The following is a 26,267-nucleotide window of genomic DNA, read 5'->3' on the forward strand; positions in this document are numbered from 1 at the left end:
GGTTTGCCCTGTGCGTGACTTCTAATAGTAAGAATATATAAATTTTTGGATGAGCATCACGTTTATTTATTATTTGCGTGATGCTCATTCCAAATTTACTATTATTTAATACGGCGTTCTGTCTCGAATATAGGAAAATCCATAAAATTGACATTTGTCGCTTGCTTTAAATAATGACACTATTTCGTTATGTTTTTTACTGTGTTGCGTTCAACAATCTCGGGATGCATCTCAAACACACGACGTTCATGCTCTTTGTCTTTAATGCGTTCCAATAGGATTTCAAAGGCGTTTTTCCCTACTCGTCGTTTTGGCTGGTGAACCGTGGTTAACGGTGGCGAGAAATACTCAGCAAGTTCAATATTGTCATAACCAATAACAGACATGTCATCAGGAATACGGATGCCTTTTTGTTGCAAGCGACTCATTAAACCGAGAGCCATTGTATCGTTAAAGCAAAAAACAGCCGTTGGGCGCTTGTCCATGGCGGCGATCTTGTCGGCGGCGAGCACCGCAGTATCACACTCGAAGTTACCTTCCAAAATCCAATCTTCATGAACGGTTAGGCTTGCTTCGGCAAGAGCACGCTTAAACCCTTGAATACGCTCTTGGCACGCCGCTTTTTCGAAGTGCCCACTTAAGCAAGCAATGTCAGTATGGCCATGATCAATAAGGTATTTGGTGGCGAGATATCCGCCTTCCTCTGAGTTATCAATAATTTTATCGGCTTGAGAACTTTCAGGGCCCCAGTCCATGATAACTTTCGGAATGTCTGAATGACGATCAAGCATCTCAAGCAGTTCTTGGGTGAGGTCCGAGCACATGACCAACATACCATCGACACGTTTTTCCGCTAGCATGCGGATGTAGTCGCGTTGCTTCTCGTAAATACCGCCGGTATTGCACAAAATAAGTGTGTAGCCTTGGCGGTAGCAGTAACTTTCAACACCATCGATAACCTCAGAAAAAAATAAGTTTGTCGATTGGGTCACTAACATACCAATGGTACGGGTGGTGTTGCATTTTAAGCTGCGAGCGACTGCACTTGGTGCATAGTTAAGCTCTGATACCGCTTCCATCACTCGTTCTTGGGTTGCTTCAGCCACAAAGCGAGTTTTATTGATTACATGCGATACCGTGGTGGTTGATACGCCCGCTAAGCGTGCAACGTCTTTAATCGTAGCCATAAATTCTCTGTCCTGTCGATAACTGCTGAAAGTGATAGTCACGAAGAGCAATTCAGCGGTATTAGGCCTATCAGTGTCATATTGAAGCCTAAAAGTAGTAAAAACACAAAAACCGCCTCTAATCAGCGGTTGCATCTTAAATTCATTTTTTATCGTTTGCGGTCAAGATTCTAGTCCGCAAATGTCCATCAAGCAACGAAAAATCCACCGAATAAATCGGTCAACAGTCACAATTGACCGATTTAGTAATTGGTATTAACCAGGTTATCTCACTGGTTTGATAAATAGTCGCGGTCTAAGTGAAGAAACGCGACCAACAATTCGCTTGCGGCACCGTAAAAACCAAATTGATCAATTTGTTGGCAGCGAAGATGGAATTGTGGGATCCAAGAGAGCAAATGTTGTTCAATAAAATCACACTGCTGTGTAAAGGCTTGTTCAAGGTGTGTCTCTTGTTCAAGCTCATTGGAGCGAATGATCAAGTTACCTAAGAAATCCAGTTCAATCGCAATGTGGTCGGCGGGTTCGTTGAGTGCATCGTTGACTGTAATGTGATGGGCTGCCATCAAATCCGACATTGCTCTGGCTGGTTCGTCATTGAGCAACCCTGATTTTCCAATGTAAATTGAGGCATAGGGTAGCGCGGACTCCTTATTGGATTTTAAAAAAAGATCACAGAAATCGGCTGCGAGCTCAAGCTGTGCGTCTTCTTTGTCTTGCAATCGGTTCAGTGCATCAACTAATTTATCAATGGCAGGTTTAAGTGTCGCGTTTTCTGCTAATCCTGAAAGAAATGTGCGAATAGCGGGCGTATAGTATTGCTCTAATTCATGCTCCGAAAGTTCTTTCACAAATAAGCTCGAAAGCCACCAATAAATCTCGGCACGCTGTTCATTAAAAGCTTTGATGTCTTGCATGGTATTGGCTCTCCAAGGGGTGGTTTTGCGAAAATCGTTTTTAAAAAGTAATTGATCTAAGTGTAACTAATAAAAATGAATAGCAGTCGCTAAGAAAATGAAAAAATATGAGTGATTTTTTCATTAAGTTAATGGATGTCTGGAAGGTTGTTTTGAATCAATAAACTCTCATCTTTCTTAATTTTAAAAGTGATACGACTAGAATTATGACTATTTATGAATAGAATGGCTTTGTACAGAATCTCGAGCCGAGGTTTGAACATTTCTATAGAGTAAAGTGGTGTAAATGAGCTATCACGTATTAGTAGTTGAAGATGATGCAGTCACTCGCAGCAAGCTAGCTGGATACTTTCAAAGCGAAGGTTATATGGTAACGCAAGCGGAAAGCGGTACTCAGATGAGAGATGCTTTGAAAAACAGCGCGATAGATCTGATTATGCTAGACATTAATTTACCCGGTGAAGATGGTTTAATGTTAACGCGTGAGCTACGCAGCCAATCTGATATTGGCATCATATTAGTGACAGGGCGCACGGATAGCATTGATAAGATTGTTGGTCTTGAAATGGGGGCCGATGATTACGTAACGAAACCTTTTGAATTGCGCGAATTGCTGGTGAGAGTGAAAAACTTGCTGTGGCGGATCTCGACCGCAAAAAACAAACTGAACGAAGAGAGCGGTGTATCTCACAATACGAATTTAGTGCGCTTTAGCGAGTGGACCTTTGATATCCAGCGCCGAGCGCTGAGCCGTAATGGTGAGCCCGTAAAACTGACCAAAGCGGAATATGAGCTATTAGTTGCCTTGTCGTCATATCCGAATCAAGTCCTTAGCCGTGAACGTATTTTAAATATGATCAGCCATCGTGTGGATGCACCTAACGATCGAACGATTGATGTACTGATTCGACGCATGAGGGCGAAGATGGAGTTTGATCCCAAGAATCCGCAAATCTTTGTGACTGTGCACGGTGAAGGCTATATGTTCGCTGGCGATTAGCTGAGTGGTCGTGTGTGTAAAATTGGCGTTGGGCCGTGCCTTTTTATTCCCATGATTTTTTGTAGCCGCGATTACCAAGAAAAACGGAGCACATAAGTGGCTCCGTTTTGGGTTGAATATAATAGCTAATTGCTATTGATGTCCAACTCTGTATCGCCATGCCCGGAGGCCCAATCACGTAAGTCTTGCCACAGCAGCCCTAACGTTTCATACCAGTAACGCTCGGTTTGTTCTAAATAACGCGCTCGAGGAGCGTATTTTTCCCAAGGTTGCTCAATATTCGTTTGCGCTAAGAAATTGGTTGGCGCAGGTATTGGGTCAATACCTGCAGAATTAAACTCTTTTAACGCTCTTTCCATATGACTGGCTGACGTTACCAAAACCAGCCTACGCTGTTGAACAAAGGCGGCGGCTTGTCGTGCTTCTTCCCAAGTATCTTTAGCTGTTTCTAGCAAAATAATATCGGATTTATTCACTCCAAGCGCGAGTGCCACCACGGCTAGCATGCGCGCATGGCTAAATTCCGACCCGCCAGAGTAGCCTGATAAAATCAACTTTGAGCCGGGGTACATACGCATGACACGTATGCCTTCGTTTAAGCGTACCAACGCAGTGCGGCTGAGTTCCGAGGTCGGCGGGATTTGGTCATCCACTACGTGGCCGCTACCTAAAACCATCACATAATCGATGGTGCCATCAACGGGGAGAAAAGCCGAGTATTGTCTTTCCAAAGGCATTAACATGCGCGTTGCAAAGGGTTGGAAAGAGATAAGAAATATCCCCACTAAAGAGAAGAGGACAAACATACAGCCAGTCTTACGTCTGACGGTGAACATTATGAGCATTAATCCGACAAAACCGAGGATTAGCATTGCCGGAAGAGGCATTAATAATGAGGAAATAACTTTTTTCAGCTCAAACATATACAAAATAGTCCGAAAAAACACCACTTGATAATAAAAAGGAACAAAGCCCCTTTATTCCTGCCATTCCTATGACAGAATAGCAGCACGATTCGCTATCATAACTCAAGCCACTGTGACTGAAGACCGGAATTTCGACGATATTGCCCACAAATTTGCAAAAAACATATACGGCTCTGACAAAGGTGAAATTCGTCAAGTCATTGTTTGGCAAGATCTTGAGCAACTGCTCGCTTTGTTGAGCAACCACCCAAAACCTTTGCAAGTGCTTGATGCTGGCGGCGGTTTGGCACAAATGTCACAAAAAATAGCCAAGCTTGGACACCAAATCACGCTGTGTGATTTATCCTCGGAAATGCTCCAGCTAGCCGAACAAGAGATCTGCAAAAATGGTCTGCTTGAGCAGTATCGGTTGGTACATTCCCCCGTGCAATCCATCCAATCGCACCTTAGTGCGCCAGTGGATGTGTTGTTGTTTCACGCGGTGATGGAATGGTTAGCCGAGCCAAAACCCGCATTGCAGAATTTGTTAGAGCAAGTTAGGCCAGGTGGTATGGCATCAATCATGTTCTATAACCATCATGGCTTGGTGTACAAAAACGTTGTCTGTGGCAACATTCCCCATGTATTGGAGGGCATGCCGCATCGCAAGCGGTTTAAGCTCCAGCCTCAGCAAGGGCTAAAACCTGAAGAAGTGTATCAATGGATCGAAGAATCAGGATTTGAGATTTGTGGAAAATCGGGCATCCGATCATTCAGTGACTATATTGGGAATGTGAAAAATATGGGTGACTACCAATATGAAGATGTACTGGCACTCGAACAACAATTATGTAGACAAGAGCCGTACCTCTCGCTAGGTCGATACATTCATGTATGGGCGAAAAAGAAAATAGAGCAGGAATAACAATGAGTGAGATGACTCAGAACGCTGCACAGCAACCTATTGATGAATTGGTTGGTTGGGTAAAGCAGCATGATTTCTCATTGAACCTGACGACAGAACGACTGGCGTTCCTTATTGCCATTGCAGTATTGAGTAACGAAAGGTTTGATGAAGAATTAGGTGAAGGTGAGTTACACGATGCGTTTGCCATCGTAACTCGCTTATTTGAAGAAACCGGTGAAGCCTCCGCATTTCGTGCTAATAATGCGATCAATGAGTTGGTAAAACAGCGCTTAATGAGCCGCTTCACCAGCGAGATGACTGATGGCGTTAGCATTTACCGTTTGTCACCGTTGGCTATTGGCATTACGGACTACTACGTCCGCCATAGAGAGTTTTCCAAGCTGAAGCTCTCAATTCAGCTTTCTATGGTCGCCGATGAAATGGCCAAGGCGATTGAAGCCGCGAATAAAGGCGGTACTCCCGGGCATTGGAAAAAGAACGTCTACGGCGTATTAAAATACTCGGTAGGGGAAATTTTTGATCGTATAGATTTAAACCAACGTGTGATGGACGAGCAGCAGCAATCGGTCAAACTGCAAATCGCAGAGTTGCTGAATAAAGATTGGCGTGAAGCGATCAACAACTGTGAATCGTTATTGTCTGAAACCTCTTCAACGCTGCGTGAACTGCAAGACACTTTACAAGCGGCGGGGGATGAGCTGCAAACGCAAATTTTGGATATTCAAGAATTGGTTTATGGCGAAGCCGAACTCGAATTTATTGAAGAAATCCTGTTTGGATTACAGATGAAACTTGATCGCATCACCAGTTGGGGACAACAGGCGATCGATCTCTGGATTGGCTACGACCGCCATGTCCATAAATTCATTCGTACCGCCATTGATATGGACCAAAACCGAGCGTTTAGCCAGCGTTTACGTCAATCACTCAGCGACTATTTTGACGCGCCTTGGTATCTCACTTATGCCGATGCTGAGCGTTTAACCGACCTGCGTGATGAAGCTCTCGTGTTAAGAGATGATGAGGTGATGGGGCAAGTGCCTCCAGAAGTGGAGTACGAAGAGTTCCAGCAAGTCAATGATGAGCTCTCCTTGCGTATCGGCAGCATGCTCAAAGGTCATAAAGATCAAGGGATGCCAATTGATTTAGGACGAGTACTTAGAGACTACCTCGCCACTCATCCCCATACACATCATTTTGATTTAGCGCGAATTATTGTTGATCAAGCGCTGAGACTTGGCTACTCAGAGCAAGATTACCAAGCCATCCAACCTGACTGGCAAGCGATCAACGATTTTGGTGCAAAGGTACAAGCAAATGTCATCGACAGATATTAATGAATACATGCCAGAAAATCTGGCTAAAGCGATTTCAAATCCTTTATTTCCTGCGCTAGATAGCCAGCTTCGAGCTGGGCGTCATGTTTCTAGTGATGATTTGGATAATCACACCTTTTTATTGGATTTTGAGCCCGATTTAGCGCTGTTTTACCAACGCTATAACACCGAATTAGTCAAAGCGCCGGAAGGCTTTTTTTACCTGCGTCCTCGCTCTACTGCTTTAATCAATCGTAGCGTGCTGTCTGAGTTGGATATGCTGGTCGGCAAAGTGCTCTGTTTTCTTTATTTGAGTCCTGAACGCCTTGCGCACGAAGGCATCTTTACTAATCAAGAATTGTACGAAGAGCTACTGTCTCTGGCCGATGAAAAAAAACTGATGAAGCTCGTCACCAACCGAGCCAGCGGTTCAGACTTAGACAAAGAAAAGCTGTCTGAAAAAGTGCGTACCTCACTGCGTCGTTTACGTCGTTTGGGGATGATCATCCATTTAGGTGATACCAATAAATTCCGCATTAGCGAAGCCGTATTTCGTTTTGGTGCCGATGTGCGTATTGGTGACGACATGCGTGAAGCGCAACTGCGTTTGATCCGCGATGGTGAAGCGGTTGTCCACGCCCAAGAGCCGAATCAAGGCAGCTTGCTGGATAACGAAGACGAGATTGAAGAACAAAATGTTAACGAGCAAACAGAATGGGAAGGTGAAGCATGATTGAGAGAGGTAAATATCAATCGCTAACCATGATCAATTGGAACGGCTTTTTTGCTCGTACTTTTGATATTGATGGATTAGTTACCACCTTGTCAGGCGGTAACGGTGCGGGCAAATCGACCACCATGGCGGCATTTATCACCACCTTGATCCCAGATCAAAGTTTGCTCCATTTTAGAAACACCACCGAAGCGGGCAGCTCACAAGCGTCTCGCGATAAAGGCTTATACGGTAAACTGCAAGCGGGCGCATGTTACGCCGCGTTGGATGTAGTGAATTCACGCAAACAGCGTTTACTGTTTGGCGTTAAGCTACAACAGGTGGCGGGGCGCGATAAAAAAGTTGATATCAAACCGTTTGTGATTCAAGGCTTGCCAAGCCATGTCAAACCAACCGATGTGCTGATTGAAAACGTCTCAGACAACCACGCGCGCGTGCGTCAACTCAATGAAGTGAAAGAGATTGTCGCGAAAATTGAAGGGGCGCATTTTAAAGCATTTAGCTCCATTGTGGATTATCACGCGCAAATGTTTGAATTTGGCGTGGTGCCGAAAAAACTGCGTAACAGCAGTGACCGTTCAAAATTCTATCGCTTGATTGAGGCTTCTTTATACGGCGGTATTTCCAGTGCCATTACTCGCTCGTTGCGTGATTATCTGTTGCCACAAAATGGTGGTGTGAAGAAAGCATTCCAAGATATGGAATCGGCGTTACGTGAAAACCGCATGACATTAGAAGCGATCAAAACCACGCAAGCGGATCGCGATCTCTTCAAGCACCTGATTACCGAATCGACAAATTACGTGGCCGCGGATTACATGCGCCACGCCAACGATCGCCACAATAAGCTAGAGCAAACGCTCGCGTTGCGTAACGAGTTGTTCGGTTCTCGCCATACATTGATTGAGCAAAATCGATTACTCAATCAAGTTCAAGAAGAGCTTGAACTGCTGTTAGAGCAAGAATCTACCTTAGAGCAAGATCACCAAGCCGCTTCTGATCACTTGCAACTGGTGCAAAACGCACTGCGTCAGCAAGAGAAAATTGAACGCTATCAAGAGGATTTGCAAGAGCTCACTATTCGCCTGGAAGAGCAGATGATGGTGGTGGAAGAGGCGCAAGAGTGCGTCATGATGGCTGAAGAGCAAGCGATTATCTCTGAAGATGAGGTCGATAGCTTAAAGAGTCAACTGGCCGATTACCAACAAGCATTAGATGTTCAACAAACGCGAGCCTTGCAATATCAACAAGCCGTACAGGCGCTCGATAAAGCCAAACAGTTGCTAAATGATGAGCAGTTAACACCAGAGCGTGCCCAAGCACAGGTTTCTGATCTCAAGCATCAGCAAGACGCTAACACTACCACCTTATTAGCGTTAAAGCATAAATTGGACATGTCTTCGGCCGCAGTCGAACAGTTTGAGCAGGCACTGAAACTGGTGCGCAGTGTGGTGGGTGAAGTGCCTCGTCACGATGCCGCTCAGCATGCAAAAGCCATCATGCAGCAAGCGCGTAACGCCCAGCAAATCAGCCAAAATGAAGCACAGTGGTATGCGCAGCAGCGAGATCTGGAACGTCGCTTAAATCAGCAGCAAGTGGCGCGTCAGTCCGTGGCTGAATACCAAAAGCAACACCATATTGACTTGCACGATGAGCTAGCACTAGAGCAAGAGCGCGAGCGCCACGCCGCTCTGATTGAATCGCTGGAATATGAACAAGAAGCGCTGCGTGAGCAGCGCAGTGAGCAGCGCCGTACCGAGCAAGATAAACAGGCTGAAATTCAACGACTGGAATCGATCGCTCCGACTTGGATTGCTGCCAACGATGCATTGCATACCTTACGCGAACAAAGTGGTGCAACATTAGAAAATAGCCAAGCTGTGATGGCGCAGATGCAGCAAGTGCTTGAGCAAGAAAAAGCACAATCAATCGCTAAAGATAAGCTGGCAGAACGTCGCGCGCAGCTTGAAAATGAAATCGAGCGCTTGGCGTCTCCTGGTGGTTCAAATGATCCTCGCTTGAAAGGATTAGCGGATAGCTTAGGCGGCGTTTTATTGTCTGAAATTTACGATGACATCACGATTGACGATGCACCTTATTTCAGTGCCATGTACGGCCCGGCTCGCCATGCGATTGTGGTTTCGGATTTATCTGGCATCAAAGAGAAGCTGGTCGAGCTTGATGACTGCCCAGAAGATCTGTACATCATTGAAGGGGATGTCGATGCCTTTGATGATAGCTCGTTCAATGCTGACGAATTGGAAGGAGCGGTATGTGTTCAGCTCAATAACCGCCAAATGCGTTATTCTCGTTTACCTGAGATCCCACTCTTTGGCCGAGCCGCGCGCGAACAACGTTTAGAGTTACTGCGTAACGAGCGCGAAGAAGTGGTGGAAGAGCACGCAAAAGCAGCGTTTGATTCACAGAAACTGCAACGTCTATACCACAGCTTTAACCAATTTGTTGCTTCACACATCCAAGTTGCTTTTGAAGCCGATCCAGAACAAGCGTTGCAAGCTGCACGTGAGCAACGCAATCAACTGGTCCGTGTATTGGCTGAATTGGACGCAAAAGAGCAGCAGCAGCGCAACCAGTTACAGCTAAGCAAACAAGCGTTAACGATGCTCGATAAGCTGGCTCCTAACATGTTGCTCATTGAAGATGAGGCATTGCAAGCACGTTTCGATGAAGCTGAGCTGAACATTAATCAACTGGCGGAAGCGAAAGCGTTTTTAAGCTCGCACGGTAAAGCCATCGCGGAGTTAGAACAGCTTGCTTCAGCGCTTGAGGTTGACCCGCAGCAATTTGATGCACTCACTGCACAATATCAGCAAGCGGATCAAGCTCTTCAGACATTGAAAGTGCAGATCTTTGCACTTTCAGACGTGATTGAACGCCGCCACTATTTTAGCTATTCCGATTCGGTTGATCTGCTCAGTAAAAGCAGCGAGCTAAGTGAGCAGCTCAAAAACAAATTGGTCGAGGCAGAAAGCGCCCGTACCCGTACTCGTGATGAGCTCAAACAGGCTCAAAGCCAAATGAACCAATATAACCAAGTACTAGCAGCCTTAAAAAGCTCGCATCAAGCTAAGTTGGAAACGGTTCAAGAGTTCAAGCAGGAGCTACAAGAGTTTGGTGTGCATGCCGATGAAGGTGCGCAAGAGCGTGCTGAACGTCGTCGTGATGAATTGCAACAGCGTCTGCATGCCTCACGTACCCGTAAGAGCGAGTATGAGCGTACACTGACCGCAACTGATCTTGAAATGAAAGCATTAGTTAAACGGTTGAAAAAGGTGCAAAAAGATTATCAAGATCTGCGCACATTTGTGGTGAATGCAAAAGCAGGGTGGTGCTCTGTATTACGTTTAGCGCGTGATCACGATGTTGAGCGCCGCTTGCATAAACGTGAGCTGGCTTATCTATCGGCCGATGAACTGCGTTCCATGTCGGATAAATCGTTGGGCGCGCTGCGTTTAGCAGTCGCAAGCAATGACGACCTACGCGATGCACTGCGTTTGTCGGAAGATAACACACATCCAGAACGCAAAGTCTTGTTCTACATCGCCGTGTATCAACATCTGCGTGAACGTATTCGCCAAGACATTATTCGCACTGATGATCCTGTTGAAGCGATTGAAGAGATGGAAGTGGAGCTTGCGCGCTTAACAGAAGAGCTGACTCAACGTGAAAACCGTTTAGCGATCAGTTCTGAATCGGTGGCCAGCATCATCAAAAAAACCATTCAACGTGAGCAAAATCGTATTCGGATGCTCAACCAAGGTTTGTCTAACATTAACTTTGGTCAGGTGAAAGGCGTTCGCCTTAACGTGAAAGTACGCGAGAGCCATGAAATCCTACTCGCTGGATTATCTGAAAAACAGAGTCAGCACAAAGATCTGTTTGAGAGTACTCGTTATACCTTCTCCGAAGCGATGGCGAAATTGTTCCAGCGTGTTAACCCGCATATCGATATGGGGCAACGTTCACCGCAAGTATTGGGTGAAGAGCTATTGGATTACCGCAACTACTTAGAGCTGAGTGTTGAAGTAAATCGCGGATCCGATGGCTGGTTGCAAGCAGAATCGGGCGCGTTATCGACTGGTGAAGCGATTGGTACTGGGCAGTCTATTTTATTGATGGTGATTCAAAGTTGGGAAGAGGAATCTCGTCGTCTACGCAGTAAAGACATCGTTCCATGCCGTTTATTGTTTTTAGATGAAGCGGCGCGTTTGGATGCCAAATCCATTTCAACCTTGTTTGAACTGTGCGAGCGTCTGGATATGCAACTTTTAATTGCTGCGCCAGAGAACATTAGCCCTGAGAAAGGCACGACTTATAAATTAGTGCGCAAAGTGTTTAAAGATCACGAACACGTTCATGTGGTCGGTCTACGGGGTTTTGGTCAAACTGAAAAACCAAAATCAGAAGCACAGCAGATGGCCGAAATGCTGTAAGCATCGCCTCCATCGCTAATAAAAAAGCCCAATACTCCTGATAGAGATTGGGCTTTTTAGTGATTAAATTTGGTGAGAGTTACTCGCTTACCTCACCTGAACCGAATTGCTTTGCGGCATAAGCCACGCGTTCTTCGGGGCTGGGATAGATAAGTTGCGTACCTAAACTTTCAATATGCTGCAAGCGTGGCAACAGCCCTGCGCCATTGGCTATCTGGATAGCAAGCCCTGGGCGAGCGTTAAGCTCAAGTACCATCGGGCCTTCTTCTTTATCCAACACCATGTCGGTTCCCATATAACCAAGGCCGGTCATTTCCCAAGCGCTAGAGGCTAAGGTGAGTAGCTTTTTCCAATGTGGTACTTGCAGCGTTGAGAGCTCTTTGCCGGTATCTGGGTGCTCAGTGATGGGTAAATTAAACTGCACGGCTCGTACTGCTTTTCCTGTCGCAATATCAAGACCTACGCCAACAGCGCCTTGGTGTAAGTTGGCTTTACCATCAGAAGCCGAAGTCGAAAGGCGCATCATCGCCATGACGGGGTAACCTTTGAAGACAATAATGCGTACATCAGGCACACCCTCATAGCTAAAGCCTTCGAAACAATCGTCAAACTTAATTAGGTTTTCAACCACCGCCACATCATTTTTACCGCCTAGTGAAAATAGTCCGGCCAAGGCATTACTGATGTGGCGCTCAACATCTTGCTGGTTGATGGTCGCACCAGAAGGTTTAGTGTACACACCATCCTTGTGCGACATAATCACTAAAATTCCTTTACCACCGCTTCCGCGTGCAGGTTTTATCACAAAGCCCGGCCACTCTTTAACCATGGCATGGATCGACTTCACATCCGCTTGATTACTGATCACACCAATCAGTTTTGGCACAGTACAACCCGCACGCTGCGCAATCAATTTAGTTTGTAACTTATCATCAACCAATGGGTATTTTGAGCGATCGTTATAGCGACCAATGTAGCTATGGTTGCGCTTGTTCATGCCCATAATGCCTTTACGACGTAGCTTAAATGGAGAAGTGTATTCGGATAATGAAAACATCTTTACTCCTCGGCTAACGGTTTAAAACGGCGAAGTTCAGTTAAACGGTATCCAGTATAGGTCCCTAATAGCAGAATGGCAGCCAATACGATCAGCTGTAAGCCAATAAAATTAAAGGTTAGGTGTTGCACATAAGAGTTAGTCATTGCTAAGTAGATTAAGATGGAAGTAAAGAGCGAGCCGCCACCTTGTAAAATCACCTCTTTTGCTCCTTCTTCTTCCCACAGAATCGACATGCGTTCGATGGTCCAAGAGAGAATGATCATCGGGAAGAAGGTAATGGATAACCCTTCGGTGAGGCCGATCTTAAAGGCAACGACGGTAAAGACAGAGATGATGAGTATTACCGCAATGATGACCGCCGATATCCGTGCTACCAGTAGCAGGTTCAATTTCGATAAATAGCTACGAATGATCAAACCTGTTCCGACGATAAGCAGAAAGCCCACGATACCTGTCAGTAATTGAGTTTGAACAAACGCCACGGCGATCAGTACCGGCATGAAAGTACCTGAGGTCTTTAGCCCAATAATCACCCGCAAGAACACCACAATTAATGCGCCGATAGGAATCAACATGATGGTCTTGAACATCGCTTGCTCTTCAAGCGGCAAACTGTGAATAGAGAAGTTTAAGAGTTTGTCGGCCTCAATTTTATTATTGGTTGCCGTTTGAGGTGAAACGTCTTGAGACAGCATAGTGAAGTGAACTTGGCTGTTTTGCCCACCCGTGACATCCAGCAGTGAAACGTTGGATTCATCCCAAACCAGTAGGTTAGGGTGGTTGGGCTGCGTACCCGTTTCAGGGTTAAAAAGTACCCACTGATCGCCATTCCATATTTCGTTCATGTGTTGAATCGTTTGACGGCGGCGACCATCTTCGAGCTGAATAACACCAACGACTTTATTGGGAATTTGAGAGTATGACAGCAGTTTTTGTGTGGCGTCCACTTTGCTCATTTTATTAAGCAGCAAAGAGGCGTTTTGGCTATCGGCGTCATTGAGGTTTTTAATCAGTTCGCGGGTAAAAGTGATGTTATCCGCCGAGCGTTGATTCGCTCGTTCAATTAATGCGATAGCCGCTGCTTCTTCTGGGCCGTCAAAGGTTGGCTTGACCACATCACCGATGGGGGGGATAGGGGCCGCTTTCGCTTGAGGATCGACTAAAAATTGGCTTTTGTAGTAAATCGTTTGTGGGCCAGTTGCTTTGCGGATTGACCACTCAACACGTTTGCCCGTATCAGTAGTCACGTAAGCTACGCCATAACCTGGTGATGATGACGATTCATTGATCAAAGTATATCCATCTTGAGTATGAGGCGCAGCTAAAGAGACTTTGGCTTCTTTGCCTAACGCATTGAATTCAACACGTGCTTCAATATCCCAAATTTGGCGAGTTTCCCCGGGTGTCCATGGCACCCCGTAAGTTTGGTGGCGAACTACACTCAGTGTGATTCCTGCCACTATCAGCAATAAAACGGATAGATAAAATGGAACTCGTGACGTCATAAATGTCCTTGCTACTATTTAGTTTCGGTTTGGATATACTTGCGACTGACATCGACTAACGCGATATCACGAATAAACTCGCGGCCTAGAAGAATAGGATGGCTCATTTGAGAGCGATCAGCCAAGGTGAACTGTGCTTTTTCGTGAATACTGCCTAATTTTACCCACAGCTCAACAACGGCTCTGCGTTCCATCTCATCGTTGGTCGATTGGCGAATTTTAACGTAGCGAATAATGGGTGATTCAATCCAGTTACTCTCGTCTGTTGCTCTATCACCATCGGAAAGATGAAAGCGCACCCAGTTTTTCCCATTACGTTCAAACTCTTCAATATCAATCGCATTGAGTGAAGAGGTGGCGGCCCCTGTATCAACTCGAGCATCAAAGGTTTGTTTGATCGAATCAATCGTGACTTTTTCGACTTCACCTAAAATGACGTCATAGCGTGATTTTTGAATAGAGGGTGTAGCGACTGGAATTATCACATCATCATTACTGGTTGCTTCTACACGTTTTTGTTGGGTATTGGTCGTGATCTGCTTAAGTTTTGTTAGTTTTCGATCGAGTTTTGATATTTGGTTTTCAAGGCTTTCAATGTAATCATTCTGGTTACTTAGCTGAAGCTCAAGGTTGGTCATTGTGTTGCTGAGGTTCGATTCGGAAGCTTGAATCGCTGCGAGGGTAGCTTGGTGGTATTGTTCACCATTGGTTAGAGTGCAACCTGACAGTAAGGCAATGGCAATGACGGGGGCTACAGACTTAAACATTTGCGACCTTATGTGTTTGTAATGAATACGGATAAACCGAAGTTTAGCTAACAAAATTTAGCTGATAAAAAAGGATGCGTACGGCATCCTTTGACAAGGGTAGTATTATACGCATAGCCAAGCGTTAAAACTGTGTCAATTATAGTTTTTTTGCTACCAAAATAGCGCGTCGTGGTGCGGGATACCCTTCTACGGTTTTGCTCGGGTCGTTTGGGTCAAGATAGTCGGGTAATGAGTTGTGCGTCATCCATTGAGTTGTCCGTTGTTCATCAACGGAGGTGACGCTCTCATCAACGATACGCACGTCACCAAAACCACATTTCTCAAGCCACACTTTGAGCGCTTTGGCGGAAGGGAAAAAGTAGACGTTACGCATTTGTGCGTAGCGGTCGACAGGGACCAACACCGCATTTTCGTCGCCTTCAATCACCAACGTCTCAAGAATCAATTCGCCCCCTGTGACCAACTGATTTTTCAATTGGATCAGATGATCTAGCGGTGAGCGGCGATGGTATAGGACACCCATGCTAAATACAGTGTCAAAGGCATTCAATTCGGGTAATTGTTCAATGCCTAGTGGTAGAAGATGAGCACGTTGGTCATCACCCAATAGTTTACGCACCGTTTCAAACTGCACTAAAAACAGGTGCGAAGGGTCGATACCCACACACAGGCGAGCACCTTCGCCAAGCATACGCCACATGTGATAACCATTACCACAGCCAACATCCAGCACAGAACGGTCTTTCAGCGGTGAAATGTGGGGCAATACGCGGTCCCATTTCCAATCGGATCGCCACTCAGTGTCGATATGGATACCGTGTAAGTGATAGGGCCCTTTGCGCCAAGGATGAAAAGTTTTAAGCAAACTTTCCAATTTCTTCTGTTCGCCTAACGCCAGCGGTGTGCTATTTGAGAGAGTGACTGACTGTTTGAGCTCAATCAGATCAGGTGTACCCGAGGGGATTTTATTTAACGCACGAACCCAGCGGTCAAAGTCGCCATGCTCTGCATTTTGCCAGTCCGTCAACTGTTGTGGCAAAACGTTTAGCCAAGGTTGGAGACGGGTATCTTGAGCGATCAGTTGATAAAAATTGGCAAAGTTAAACATGCAAAGCGTATTCCTAGATGAGGTAAAAAGATCCTAGATAAATGGCTGGTCAGGTTTTGGGCCTTCTAGGGAAAAAAGCCAAAACGGCATTCTATTATTTAATGGCGAACATTGAACCAAAGTTGAAACACTGGAACCACACTTCATAACTTGAAAAGCCAATTTTTTTAAAGCGAGCTTTATGTGTTGTGATGGAGTCTGGGCGCATCACATTTTCAATCGCACTGCGTTTTTGACTGATCTCTAATTCGCTGTAACCATTGGCTCGCTTGAAATCATGGTGAAGGTCAATTAGCAGATCATGCGCCGTTTCATCTTCAAAAATGTACTTTTCAGATAAAATCAGTATGCCACCGGGGCGAAGACCCACGTAGATTTTTTCAAGCAGTGCGAGCCTATCTTCTGGCGATAGAAATTGCAGCGTAAAATTGAGCACCACCACTGAGGCATCATGAATTTCAATCTCACGAATGTCGGCCTCAATCACCTCGACAGGCGTATCCGAACGATAGGCGTTAATGTGCAGCTTGCATCGTTCAACCATGGCGGACGAGTTATCAATCGCCACAATTTTACAACCTTCTTGGCGAATATGACGACGCATCGAAAGCGTAGCCGCGCCTAAAGAGCAACCCAAATCGTAAATGGTAGAGTGTGGTTTAACAAAGCGCTCAGCTAACATGCCAATGGCCGAAATAATATTGCTGTATCCCGGCACTGAGCGTTGGATCATATCAGGGAAGACTTCAGCAACACGTTCATCAAAGGTGAAATCACCAATCTTATCGATTGGGGCAGAAAAGATGATGTCTTTATGATTGCTCATGGTGTACCTCATAGCGGCGCGTGACGGCTGCACTACCTTAAAAAAGGCGCACATTTTAAGAGAAAAGTGTGCGCGTGTCATTAACCTCGCACGCGATCATCAAAATAGGGTGATTTGGTGCTGGTCATCTTGAGCTGGAAATGTTGTCAATGTAGGTAATGTGAGTCGTTGTTGCAGCTGTTGGTATAGTTCGGCGGCTAATAATGGGGCTTCAATATTGTCTGGCGTGTGGACCATAAGATAAGGTTGTTTTCCTTGTTCGATCCAATGTGGCAGTTTGGTCATCCACGCTTCAAAAAAGGGGTAATTGGCCTCTAATTCTGGGTGGCCGATAAAACGGATCATCGGCGTTTGTGCCGTGGCAATGGCGTGAACAGGGACTTTAGGTTTCTTTTTCTGAGCATCAATGATGACGTCGGTCGTCGGTTTGGCCGAAAAGATAGGACGACTATCCATAATGATTCGGTCAACCGACGATTCAACTAACCATTGATTAAGCGCTTTTTCAGCTTCTCCCTTAGCAAAAAACTCAAGGTGCCGCACTTCAACACTCAGTGGAAAACCTGCGGGAAAATAGGCGCAGAATTTTTTCAACTGCTCTAAGTGCTGTGGGCCAAAAGTAGCTGGCAGTTGGATGGTCCATAATCCAACACGAGAGTGCAGAGGCTCCATGAGCATCATAAAATCTTTTAACTGATCTTGGCAGCCAGTGAGCTTATGTTCGTGGGTAATAGCTTTGGGCAGTTTGAACGTAAACCGAAAATCATCATGAGTGGCGGCGCGCCAGTTCTGCACTGTGTTCATGGAAGGTGACGCATAGAAAGTAGTGTTGCCTTCTACGGTATGAAAAACCCTCGCATACTTTTCAAGACGCTGCGCAGCAGGCGTTCCCGCGCCGTAAAACGTACTTTGCCAGCCCGCGTGTGACCACATGGTAAGGCCGAGTCGCAGTGGTAAATTCATCATACTGACCTTTCATCCATTACTAAAAATAAATACTCTACGAGAGTTTTGATGATTTTGGTATTTTAACGCTATAATCAGCCGCAATTTCTCAGCGGTGTTGCTATTTTGGTTGATTATTGATTTAAAAAGCAGCAACCCTTGATAAAACACAACAAATTGTATTCTGGAAGGTCGATTTTGCACATCTTTCAGCGTATAACTGGAACTTTGCGCTGCTCAGATAATGACGCTGAGCGGCTTAGAATTGATAACTAATTAGAGATTGGGAAATTCATTATGCGTAGCCATTATTGTGGTCACCTGAACAAGTCCCTCGCAGGACAAACTGTGGAGTTGTGCGGCTGGGTTAATCGCCGTCGTGATTTAGGCGGTCTTATCTTTATTGATATGCGAGATCGTGAAGGCATCGTTCAGGTGGTGGTTGATCCAGATATGGCGGATGTATTTGCAGTAGCTAACCAACTGCGTAATGAATTCTGCATTAAGCTAACTGGTGAAGTACGCGCGCGTCCAGAAAGTCAAATCAATAAAGAGATGGCGACTGGCGAAGTGGAAATTCTCGCGAGTGGGATTTCGATTATCAACCGCAGTGATGTTTTACCACTGGATTTCAACCAAAAGAACTCAGAAGAGCAACGTCTAAAATATCGTTACTTAGATCTACGCCGTCCAGAAATGAGTGATCGTATTAAGCTGCGCGCTAAGGCGTCTAGCTTTGTACGCCGCTTCCTTGATGAACACGGTTTCCTCGATATTGAAACGCCAGTTTTGACGAAAGCAACGCCAGAAGGTGCGCGTGATTACTTAGTACCAAGTCGTGTGCACAAAGGCAGTTTCTATGCACTTCCTCAATCGCCACAACTGTTTAAACAGTTGCTGATGATGTCAGGCTTTGACCGTTACTATCAAATCGTAAAATGTTTCCGTGATGAAGATTTACGTGCTGACCGTCAACCAGAATTTACTCAAATCGATATTGAAACGTCATTTATGACGGCCGACCAAGTGCGTGAAGTGACTGAAAAAATGGTTCGCAATATGTGGCTTGAGTTACTAAATGTAGACTTAGGTAATTTCCCTGTGATGCCATACAGCGAAGCGATGCGTCGCTATGGTAGCGACAAGCCGGATCTGCGTAACCCACTGGAATTGGTTGATGTTGCAGACCTTGTAAAAGATGTGGATTTCAATGTTTTCTCTGGCCCAGCTAATGATGCCAAAGGACGCGTTGCGGTTATTCGTGTACCGGGTGGCGCGGCATTAACTCGTAAGCAAATTGATAGCTACGCTGAGTTTGTTGGTATTTATGGCGCGAAAGGTTTGGCGTGGATGAAAGTCAATGACCGCGCTGCTGGCTTAGAGGGCGTTCAATCTCCGGTCGCGAAATTCCTTTCGGCTGACATTGTGGAAGGCATTTTGGCGCGTACTCACGCTGAGTCTGGCGACATCATTTTGTTTGGTGCCGATAAAATAAAAGTGGTGACTGAAGCCTTGGGTGCGCTGCGTTTGAAATTGGGTAAAGATCTGGCGATCACCAATGAAAATTCATGGGCTCCACTATGGGTTGTTGATTTCCCGATGTTTGAGGAAGATGACGAAGGTAACTTGCATGCTATGCATCACCCATTTACCGCGCCACTTAACTTAACCGCGCAAGAGCTGCAAGCCAACCCAGCGGTTGCAAATTCAAATGCTTACGACATGGTACTAAACGGCTATGAAGTGGGCGGTGGCTCGGTGCGTATTCACAATGCTGAAATGCAATCTGTGGTGTTTGATATTTTAGGTATCGATGCGCAAGAGCAACAACTGAAATTCGGCTTCCTATTGGATGCGCTGAAATTTGGTACGCCACCACACGCAGGTCTTGCATTCGGTCTTGACCGTTTGGTGATGCTGTTGTGTGGTACGGAAAATATTCGCGATGTGATTGCCTTCCCTAAAACAACCGCAGCCGCTTGTTTGCTAACGGATGCACCGAGTCTGGCTAACCCAGCGTCGCTCGAAGAGTTGGCGATTGCGGTGACGGTCGCAAAAGAAAAAGCGCAATAAACGCAACGGTAACAGGGTGGCGAAAGTCACCCTCTTTTTTGCCCCTGCGTAGGGTTATCCTTTTTTATTTGAGTGAACCTTGTTCTCTCGCCAATTGACTTAGTGACAGGAATCTCTCTTTTGGCTCAAATGTATTTCTATTACTCTGCGATGAATGCAGGTAAATCAACCACTCTTCTACAATCTTCTTTCAACTACCAAGAGCGTGGTATGACGCCCGTGATCTATACCGCTGCCATCGACGACCGCTATGGTGTTGGTAAAGTAAGTTCAAGAATAGGATTGGAATCAGACGCTCAGCTTTTTACTGCTGAAACGAATTTGTATGATGAGATCAACGCACTGCACGAGCAACAAAAGCGTCACTGTATTTTGGTTGATGAGTGCCAATTCTTAACCAAAGAGCAAGTTTATCAATTGACTGAAGTGGTCGATAAAATCGGCATTCCGGTACTGTGCTATGGCTTGCGTACCGATTTTTTAGGTGAGCTATTTGAAGGGAGTAAATATCTACTTTCTTGGGCCGATAAGCTGGTGGAATTGAAAACAATTTGTCATTGTGGCCGTAAAGCGAACATGGTTATTCGTACCGATGAACATGGAGTGGCGATTGCCGAAGGTGATCAAGTCTCTATTGGTGGTAACGATAAATACGTGTCGGTATGTCGTCAGCACTATAAAGAAGCCTTGGGTAAGTAAATTCATTACTTCTGCGCCTTGAACAAATTATTCGATAGGGAGGTTTAAGCCTCCCTATCTATTTTGTATGCCCCACAACTTGTGTTACCACTCAAATTGACTCAGAACTTGGTAAGCAAGTGTCACATCGTCTGGGATCGGTTGCTCAATCTGAAATCCTTGTGCTGGGTAGTCGCGGACTCGCACAAAATCGTCTAATAGTGCACTCAGTACAACATCAACGGTGAAATCCTCATCAAGATAATCGAAAAATGTCTCTCCGCTAGAGGTCACCATCAATGACTCAAATGGGGCGGGCCACTGCTTAACAAATGTGGCGTAGGCACGACGTTCCATGAAGGGTTTTTGAACCACAATAATACGTTGCGCAGTGATCGATTTTTCTACCAATAGATGGTGACTAAATCGTACATTTTCTCCAGAGTGAGTCGCCTTTTTTTCCAGTAAAATCGCGTGGGTTGGGACGCCACAATCTTTGGCTATGTCAGCAAAGGTTTCTGCTTCGCTTTTAGCAAATTTACCCTCAGTAAAACGCCCTTGTCCGCCAGAGAAAAGAAGGTAGGGAGCCAGATTTTGTTGGTACAAATGTGCAGCATACTCAGCCACGCGCAAATCATTGCTGCAAAACACCATAATGATATCGGCCGCGACGAGCTCATGCTTCATCTGCATGTACTGCCACAAGGTTTCAATGTGTTGGTAGAGATGTTTACTCATTCAGTGCCAGAGCCTCTAACGTGTGTGAATAATGAAATTGATAGCCCAATTGGCTCAGCTTGTCGCTTAAGATGCGTTTGTCTGCAATATCGACAATTGGCGGCAATGGTGAGTCTAGCTCGGCGGCCGCCAATGCGGCTTGATAAAACTCAGCTTTACTCACGGTTTGTGGTGTGGTGGCGTTAACGACCTGTTTGGAGAGTTTTTCGCTGGCAAAAATCAGTGCACCAATGGCGTCTTTTTGATGCAACATATTAGCTGGTGCAAGCCGGCTGACTTGCGCCAAACGCGCTGCAAATCTTGAGGGATGACGGTTTGGTCCGATCAAGCCACTACAGCGTACAATGACATAATCTAGCCCTGAATCGATAACGTGTTGCTCGGCTTGTAACATAATTCGTGCTCCTTCACTGAAGTTTGAGTCATTTTGCGCCAGTGACAAGGAGGCATCCTGTTCACTCATTGGTTGTGCAATGTCAGGATAGACGCTGGTTGAGCTGACCATGACTATTTTACGCACATTAGCCAGCTTTGCTTGCTTGACTAAATGCTGCCACTGCTGCGCATACTCTTGCCCTCTTCCCTTGCGAAAACCGGGTGGAAAGCTACCTATCACAATCTCACTTTTTTGAGCAATAAAGTGCTGCGATAAACTTTGGTCGCGCAGAGAAAGATCGCATACAAAGCCTGTGATGCCATGTTGCGTTAACTCAAGTATTCCTGCCGTTTGGGTGCGGCTGGCATAGACTTGGTGGTTTTCGGTAAGAGCTTGCGCTAGAGGAAGGCCTAGCCAACCTGCGCCAATAAGGGTAATGGTGCTCATAAAATGTACATCCTGTATTGATTGTATGCCGATCAGGCATCGGTGAGTGGGCTAAGCTGGCGCAACAACTGCCTGACCATTTTATGGATAGGATCGGCGCTCATGCGCTGGTGCTGAATGACATCAATGTTGGTATACCAAGCCAGCTGTTCAAACTCAACAGGGACACGCACTAATTTCCCCATCGCTTGTTCACTTTCGGCTAAATAGCTTGGCAGCAAACACCATCCTAAACCGCTTAACGCCATCTCTAATAATAGATAGTAGTTATCGGCGTACCATATCTCGGGGCTAAAGGCTTGATGGAAACTGCTGGTTTTATGGCTGCGTGAGCGGATAACGAGTTGGCGATGCAATCTTAGCATATCGATATGGGGCGCTTGATGCTGAGCCAATTCATGCTCTGCGGCCACATAAACATCAAAACGGATTGAACCGACATTTTCAAAATCAAGGTTATTCGGTAAGGCCAATTCACTGAAGATGATCCCACAGCTAGCGCGACCTTGTTCCACCATCTCAATCACATCGGTACTTGATGCACTTAAACATTCAATTTCAATGTGTGGAAACTGTGTGGCTAACTGTTTGAATAAATGAGTTAACCCTTGTAACGGGATCCCTTCATCCATCGCAAGCGAAAGCTGTTGATTGGGTGAGGAAACAAGCAGTTGTGCTTGTTGCGCTAAGCGTTGATGTTGCTGCAACGTCGCTTGCGCATACGGTAGAAGTCGCTCGCCTTGCGCAGTTAATCGTGGATAACGGCCGGAGCGATCAAACAGTTCTACACCGCAATCAATTTCTAAATTGATGATGTGTTGGCTAACGGCCGATTGAACTTTGCCCAACTGTCTTGCCGCGCCGGAGAAAGATCCACTCTCAACGGTTGCGGTGAAGGCTTGCAACTGATCAATACTCAACATATCTCATTTACCGATACTATCTAACTTTTTAGTATCTTCAATATAGATAAAAATGAGTCCATTCAACACCTCAGACGAAGAATAAAGAGGAGAAAAATGATGTCAATGAGAGAGTTGTCGATGAAAGAGCGCCTTTTCCATGCAATAACGTTTGAAGTGACCGCATTAGCGTTAATTATTCCAATTTCCGCATTGCTGACAGGACAGGGAACGGGGGATTTAGCCATGATAGGTATTGGTTTGAGCCTATTTGCCGTAGCGTGGAACTATCTATACAACGTTTTGTTCGACCGAGTGTTTGGTACCAACCGATTAGCGCGTACGGTTAGCTTACGCTTGTTACACACGACCGGTTTTGAAGGTGGGCTCGTCTTTATTTCTATTCCGGTGATCGCTTGGGTTTTAGACATATCGATGTGGGATGCATTGATTTTGGAAGCTGGTTTTCTGACCTTTTTCTTTATCTACACCACACTGTTTAACTGGGGATATGATCGAATTCAGCCCTATCAACGTTGGATTGAGCGAATGGCCAAATAAAGAAGGGCGGTTTTTAAGGGGACAAGGCAGCCAGCAGAGTCATGGCTGCCTTTGCAGGCTAGATTAAGAGTTCAAAACGCGCAGCACGCGCTCTGCATGCTCGGCCACTTCGATACCTTCATCCGTTAAATAGCCACCATCAGGTAATGTACACAGACCTTTTTCGTAAAGACGTTGAACGGCGGATTGCATGTCGTCAGACGCATCATTACGGACTTTAATGCCAGTCGCAGCGCTGCTTAAATCAAATTGGAGGAGTAGATTGAGCTCGGCGATATTTTGTTGAGTAAATTTCATCTCGACACCTATATAGTGAATGATTTTTTGTCACCATAGATGGCAGCGCTGTTGGCTGCAATCAGTTGTTGTAAGAAATGTTATCTGCAACCAAATTGGGGATATTTCACACAGTTATATCCATCATTGGTTTGCAAGAGAGTGGCTATCTATAGACGCTGGATATGGGCTATCAATAAATTTTTATGATTTTCATCACGCTAAACACATTTTTTGTAAACATAGAAAATAGCTCTTGAATTGTCATAGGAATGGAGCGATTATCCGCGCCTTATATAACTTGTTTCAAAATGTTACTTGCCATGAACTTAAACCAATTTGATTCCCTATTGCCACCGCAAATGGCAGAGCGCGCCGCAGAAACTGGCGTTGGAAAAGCGACGAAAGATCCGATGAAGTCTTTCCTTCTTGCCATTTCTGCTGGCATTCATATCGGTATTGCTTTCGTTTTTTACACTACAGTGACGACAGGCACGGGCGATATGGCTTGGGGTCTGAGCCGTTTTATCGGCGGCTTTGCGTTTAGCTTAGGTCTTATTCTGGTGGTGGTCACCGGTGGTGAGCTATTCACTAGTTCAGTGCTGACTTTGGTTGCACGTGCGAGTGGCAAAATCTCTTGGAGCATGCTGATTAAAAACTGGGTCATCGTCTATTTTGGCAACCTTGCTGGTGCGCTGATGCTTGTCGCTTGTATGCTTGTTTCCAAACAATATATGTTTGATGGTGGCCAAGTTGGCCTCAATGCGATGGCCATTTCTCAGCATAAATTGCATCACGAGTTTATGCAGGCAGTAGCGCTTGGCATTATGTGTAACGTGTTGGTGTGCGTGGCGGTCTGGATGACTTTCAGTGGTCGTACCTTGACTGACAAAATTATGGTGATGATTTTACCTGTCGCTATGTTTGTCGCCGCGGGTTTTGAGCACTGCATCGCTAATATGTTCCAAGTTCCGATGGCAATTGGTATCAAATATTTTGCACCCGCTGAGTTTTGGCAGATGACGGGTGCCAATATTGCCGACTACGCAGACCTTAACTTAATGGGTTTTTTGATCAATAACCTATTACCCGTGACGATTGGCAATATCATCGGTGGGGGTGTTTTTGTTGGCATTTGGTACTGGTTAATTTACCTTCGAGATGGATCTCACGAATAACTCCTTACTGAAGAGATGATCTTAGAAGCGGCTTTAAAGGCCGCTTTTTGTTGTCATCTCTAAACCATCGCCTTAGGTGGTGTTGACTGCTTCGGCTAGTGTTTGTTCACTATTTATACCTTTAAAACAGCTTATCCACATTTTCTGTGGATAAGCTGTTTTAAAGCCAGTGTGTAAGATGAATTGTGATAAGAGTTTTTGAATTTGGACAAACACTGTAGAAGAAATTCTAGAGATGTTAAAGCTCATCATAACCTTTTTAGACCTTATGTTATAGAGATCTAAACTAAAGTATGGTGTTATGATTTTTTTGAATATCTAATCTTTAAATATTTAATTGGTTATTATGATTTTAAACTGCTTAAATTAACTAGACCAATCACAATAAGTAAGGAAAATACAATGAGCATTCATTCAGAAATTTCACAATTTTTAGATTCCTATTTTGAAGCACTTTATACACAAGACTTGGCGCTTTTAGATAAGGTTTTTTTAGATGAATCAGTTCTATTCTCACAGACTGATAATGAAACTATTGTTAGGCCTTTTAGTCTCTATCGAGATATAGTCGAGAACAGAGCTTCACCTGAAAGTATGGCGCAACCAAGGGATGAGGAAGTGACAATGATTGATATTTTGTCAGACAATATGGCTTTAGCTCGAGTTCGACTAAGACTCTTTGATAGCATTATGCTGGATCACCTATGTTTACTTAAAACAGCCACAGGGTGGAAAATTGCAGCTAAAACTTTTACACGATATGGGCCTGCTTAATAGTATTAATTATCAGTGAAAGCTTTAATCAGATTATTCGATAGAACTTTCAAGTCTTCGTCTATAAACTGATCAAAAGTAAGGTTAACCTTTATATCTGGTAATAAAGGTAATTGTACTTCTGAGTCGGCTGTTACAAGATAATGGGGACATTTGTCACTGATCAGGGCATGGACGCCTTGATCGGCGGCCACAGCAGCTAAAGACTCGCTTAAGCCATCAACATATTCAACAAGATGATACTCAATTCCTGATTCAACTAGAGCTGATATAGCAATATCTCGAATAATACATGATTCACTAAAAATGACGGGGAGAGGTCGATAATTAATACTACGACTTTCCCTCGTACTAACCCAAGAAAGGTTTTTACTCGTTAAGCATATAGATTCATTATAATTTTTAATGTCGGTCGTAACTATCATATCAAGCTCGCGACGATCATAAGCAGCCCAGAGTAAACTTGTTGATTCTAAAACGATTCGAATTTCACGGTTGTTCACTAATTGAAATGCTCTTATCGCTTGAGGAATTTGTGGATGTACAATATCATGCGGAACACCTAATAGAATCGGTCGTTCATTATGAGCGTTTTTGAATTGGTTAATAA

24 protein-coding genes are annotated in these 26,267 nt (G+C 45.0%); 10 read left to right on the top strand and 14 right to left on the bottom strand.

The window, feature by feature from the left end:
• Positions 1 to 179: 179 nt before the first annotated feature.
• Complete coding sequence (gene purR, locus AACU59_RS12515; RefSeq protein WP_026028025.1) at positions 180 to 1,187, bottom strand: HTH-type transcriptional repressor PurR; 1,008 nt, start codon at positions 1,185 to 1,187, stop codon at positions 180 to 182.
• A gap of 269 nt (positions 1,188 to 1,456) precedes the next feature.
• Positions 1,457 to 2,104 (bottom strand): molecular chaperone TorD, encoded by a 648-nt coding sequence (gene torD / locus AACU59_RS12520; protein WP_094145276.1) that lies wholly within the window; start codon positions 2,102 to 2,104, stop codon positions 1,457 to 1,459.
• A 286-nt stretch (positions 2,105 to 2,390) separates the two neighbouring features.
• Here torD and torR point away from each other — a divergent pair, with 286 nt between their 5' ends.
• Positions 2,391 to 3,104, top strand: a complete 714-nt coding sequence (gene torR / locus AACU59_RS12525; RefSeq protein WP_017044659.1) for a two-component system response regulator TorR — start codon at positions 2,391 to 2,393, stop codon at positions 3,102 to 3,104.
• Positions 3,105 to 3,229: 125 nt separating this feature from the next.
• Here torR and elyC read toward each other — a convergent pair whose 3' ends face one another.
• Complete coding sequence (gene elyC / locus AACU59_RS12530; RefSeq protein WP_013857069.1) at positions 3,230 to 4,054, bottom strand: envelope biogenesis factor ElyC; 825 nt, start codon at positions 4,052 to 4,054, stop codon at positions 3,230 to 3,232.
• A gap of 88 nt (positions 4,055 to 4,142) precedes the next feature.
• On the opposite strand from elyC, the gene cmoM reads away from it, so the two are divergent.
• Genes cmoM through mukB form a run of 4 tightly spaced genes read left to right on the top strand, consistent with a single transcriptional unit; the run spans position 4,143 to position 11,440 of the window.
• Positions 4,143 to 4,934, top strand: a complete 792-nt coding sequence (gene cmoM / locus AACU59_RS12535) for a tRNA uridine 5-oxyacetic acid(34) methyltransferase CmoM (RefSeq protein ID WP_094144912.1) — start codon at positions 4,143 to 4,145, stop codon at positions 4,932 to 4,934.
• A 2-nt stretch (positions 4,935 to 4,936) separates the two neighbouring features.
• Positions 4,937 to 6,274, top strand: a complete 1,338-nt coding sequence (gene mukF / locus AACU59_RS12540) for a chromosome partition protein MukF (protein WP_094144913.1) — start codon at positions 4,937 to 4,939, stop codon at positions 6,272 to 6,274.
• Positions 6,255 to 6,986, top strand: a complete 732-nt coding sequence (mukE, locus tag AACU59_RS12545) for a chromosome partition protein MukE (protein ID WP_161437633.1) — start codon at positions 6,255 to 6,257, stop codon at positions 6,984 to 6,986. Before mukF ends, mukE begins: the two co-directional genes overlap by 20 nt.
• Positions 6,983 to 11,440 carry a chromosome partition protein MukB gene (mukB, locus tag AACU59_RS12550; protein WP_094144915.1) on the top strand — a complete coding sequence of 1,486 codons (4,458 nt, stop codon included), beginning with the start codon at positions 6,983 to 6,985 and terminating at the stop codon, positions 11,438 to 11,440. Before mukE ends, mukB begins: the two co-directional genes overlap by 4 nt.
• A 79-nt stretch (positions 11,441 to 11,519) precedes the next feature.
• Here the strand turns inward: mukB and AACU59_RS12555 are convergent, their stop codons facing one another.
• From AACU59_RS12555 to AACU59_RS12580, 6 genes are all read right to left on the bottom strand, one after another.
• Positions 11,520 to 12,497, bottom strand: a complete 978-nt coding sequence (locus AACU59_RS12555) for an alpha-L-glutamate ligase-like protein (RefSeq protein WP_019280854.1) — start codon at positions 12,495 to 12,497, stop codon at positions 11,520 to 11,522.
• Between the two features lie 2 nt (positions 12,498 to 12,499).
• Positions 12,500 to 14,005 (bottom strand): inactive transglutaminase family protein, encoded by a 1,506-nt coding sequence (locus AACU59_RS12560; protein WP_017044665.1) that lies wholly within the window; start codon positions 14,003 to 14,005, stop codon positions 12,500 to 12,502.
• Positions 14,006 to 14,019: 14 nt separating this feature from the next.
• Positions 14,020 to 14,772 carry an ATP-dependent zinc protease family protein gene (locus tag AACU59_RS12565; RefSeq protein ID WP_026028024.1) on the bottom strand — a complete coding sequence of 251 codons (753 nt, stop codon included), beginning with the start codon at positions 14,770 to 14,772 and terminating at the stop codon, positions 14,020 to 14,022.
• Positions 14,773 to 14,911: 139 nt separating this feature from the next.
• Entirely contained in the window at positions 14,912 to 15,883 is a 972-nt protein-coding gene (gene cmoB / locus AACU59_RS12570; RefSeq protein ID WP_094144916.1) for a tRNA 5-methoxyuridine(34)/uridine 5-oxyacetic acid(34) synthase CmoB, read from the bottom strand.
• A 94-nt stretch (positions 15,884 to 15,977) separates the two neighbouring features.
• Positions 15,978 to 16,709 (bottom strand): carboxy-S-adenosyl-L-methionine synthase CmoA, encoded by a 732-nt coding sequence (gene cmoA / locus AACU59_RS12575; RefSeq protein ID WP_161437634.1) that lies wholly within the window; start codon positions 16,707 to 16,709, stop codon positions 15,978 to 15,980.
• A 99-nt stretch (positions 16,710 to 16,808) separates the two neighbouring features.
• Positions 16,809 to 17,675, bottom strand: a complete 867-nt coding sequence (locus AACU59_RS12580) for a DUF72 domain-containing protein (protein ID WP_017047720.1) — start codon at positions 17,673 to 17,675, stop codon at positions 16,809 to 16,811.
• 276 nt (positions 17,676 to 17,951) lie between these two features.
• On the opposite strand from AACU59_RS12580, the gene aspS reads away from it, so the two are divergent.
• The gene (aspS, locus tag AACU59_RS12585; RefSeq protein WP_094129337.1) at positions 17,952 to 19,727 is read left to right on the top strand and encodes an aspartate--tRNA ligase; all 1,776 of its coding nucleotides are present in this window, start codon (positions 17,952 to 17,954) and stop codon (positions 19,725 to 19,727) included.
• A gap of 120 nt (positions 19,728 to 19,847) precedes the next feature.
• Positions 19,848 to 20,426, top strand: coding sequence for a thymidine kinase (locus AACU59_RS12590; protein ID WP_026027614.1), 579 nt, complete (start codon positions 19,848 to 19,850; stop codon positions 20,424 to 20,426).
• Positions 20,427 to 20,510: 84 nt separating this feature from the next.
• Here the strand turns inward: AACU59_RS12590 and AACU59_RS12595 are convergent, their stop codons facing one another.
• From AACU59_RS12595 to AACU59_RS12605, 3 genes are read right to left on the bottom strand one after another with little or no spacing between them, the layout of a single operon-like run.
• A complete protein-coding gene (locus AACU59_RS12595) occupies positions 20,511 to 21,143 on the bottom strand; it encodes a YdcF family protein (protein WP_094144918.1) in 633 nt (210 codons plus the stop codon).
• On the bottom strand, positions 21,136 to 21,966 hold the full coding sequence (locus tag AACU59_RS12600; RefSeq protein WP_094144919.1) for an NAD(P)H-binding protein: 831 nt from the start codon (positions 21,964 to 21,966) through the stop codon (positions 21,136 to 21,138). The genes AACU59_RS12595 and AACU59_RS12600 overlap by 8 nt, the downstream gene beginning before the upstream one ends.
• A gap of 32 nt (positions 21,967 to 21,998) precedes the next feature.
• Positions 21,999 to 22,889, bottom strand: a complete 891-nt coding sequence (locus AACU59_RS12605; protein ID WP_017043935.1) for a LysR family transcriptional regulator — start codon at positions 22,887 to 22,889, stop codon at positions 21,999 to 22,001.
• A gap of 96 nt (positions 22,890 to 22,985) precedes the next feature.
• Between AACU59_RS12605 and AACU59_RS12610 the strand changes: the two genes are divergently transcribed.
• The gene (locus tag AACU59_RS12610; RefSeq protein ID WP_094144920.1) at positions 22,986 to 23,429 is read left to right on the top strand and encodes a PACE efflux transporter; all 444 of its coding nucleotides are present in this window, start codon (positions 22,986 to 22,988) and stop codon (positions 23,427 to 23,429) included.
• 63 nt (positions 23,430 to 23,492) lie between these two features.
• Here AACU59_RS12610 and AACU59_RS12615 read toward each other — a convergent pair whose 3' ends face one another.
• A complete protein-coding gene (locus AACU59_RS12615; RefSeq protein WP_010318620.1) occupies positions 23,493 to 23,726 on the bottom strand; it encodes a TIGR02647 family protein in 234 nt (77 codons plus the stop codon).
• A gap of 302 nt (positions 23,727 to 24,028) precedes the next feature.
• On the opposite strand from AACU59_RS12615, the gene focA reads away from it, so the two are divergent.
• Both focA and AACU59_RS12625 read left to right on the top strand, forming a co-directional pair.
• The gene (gene focA / locus AACU59_RS12620; protein ID WP_026028023.1) at positions 24,029 to 24,883 is read left to right on the top strand and encodes a formate transporter FocA; all 855 of its coding nucleotides are present in this window, start codon (positions 24,029 to 24,031) and stop codon (positions 24,881 to 24,883) included.
• A 402-nt stretch (positions 24,884 to 25,285) separates the two neighbouring features.
• Positions 25,286 to 25,657 carry a nuclear transport factor 2 family protein gene (locus AACU59_RS12625; protein WP_161437635.1) on the top strand — a complete coding sequence of 124 codons (372 nt, stop codon included), beginning with the start codon at positions 25,286 to 25,288 and terminating at the stop codon, positions 25,655 to 25,657.
• A gap of 5 nt (positions 25,658 to 25,662) precedes the next feature.
• On the opposite strand, the gene AACU59_RS12630 is transcribed toward AACU59_RS12625, so the two are convergent.
• A partial coding sequence (locus AACU59_RS12630; protein ID WP_161437636.1) for a hypothetical protein occupies positions 25,663 to 26,267 on the bottom strand: 605 nt, incomplete at its 5' end.

The sequence above is a fragment of the Vibrio sp. V23_P3S9T160 genome (assembly GCF_963886625.1).
In the GTDB taxonomy this organism is placed as follows: Bacteria; Pseudomonadota; Gammaproteobacteria; order Enterobacterales; family Vibrionaceae; genus Vibrio; species Vibrio anguillarum.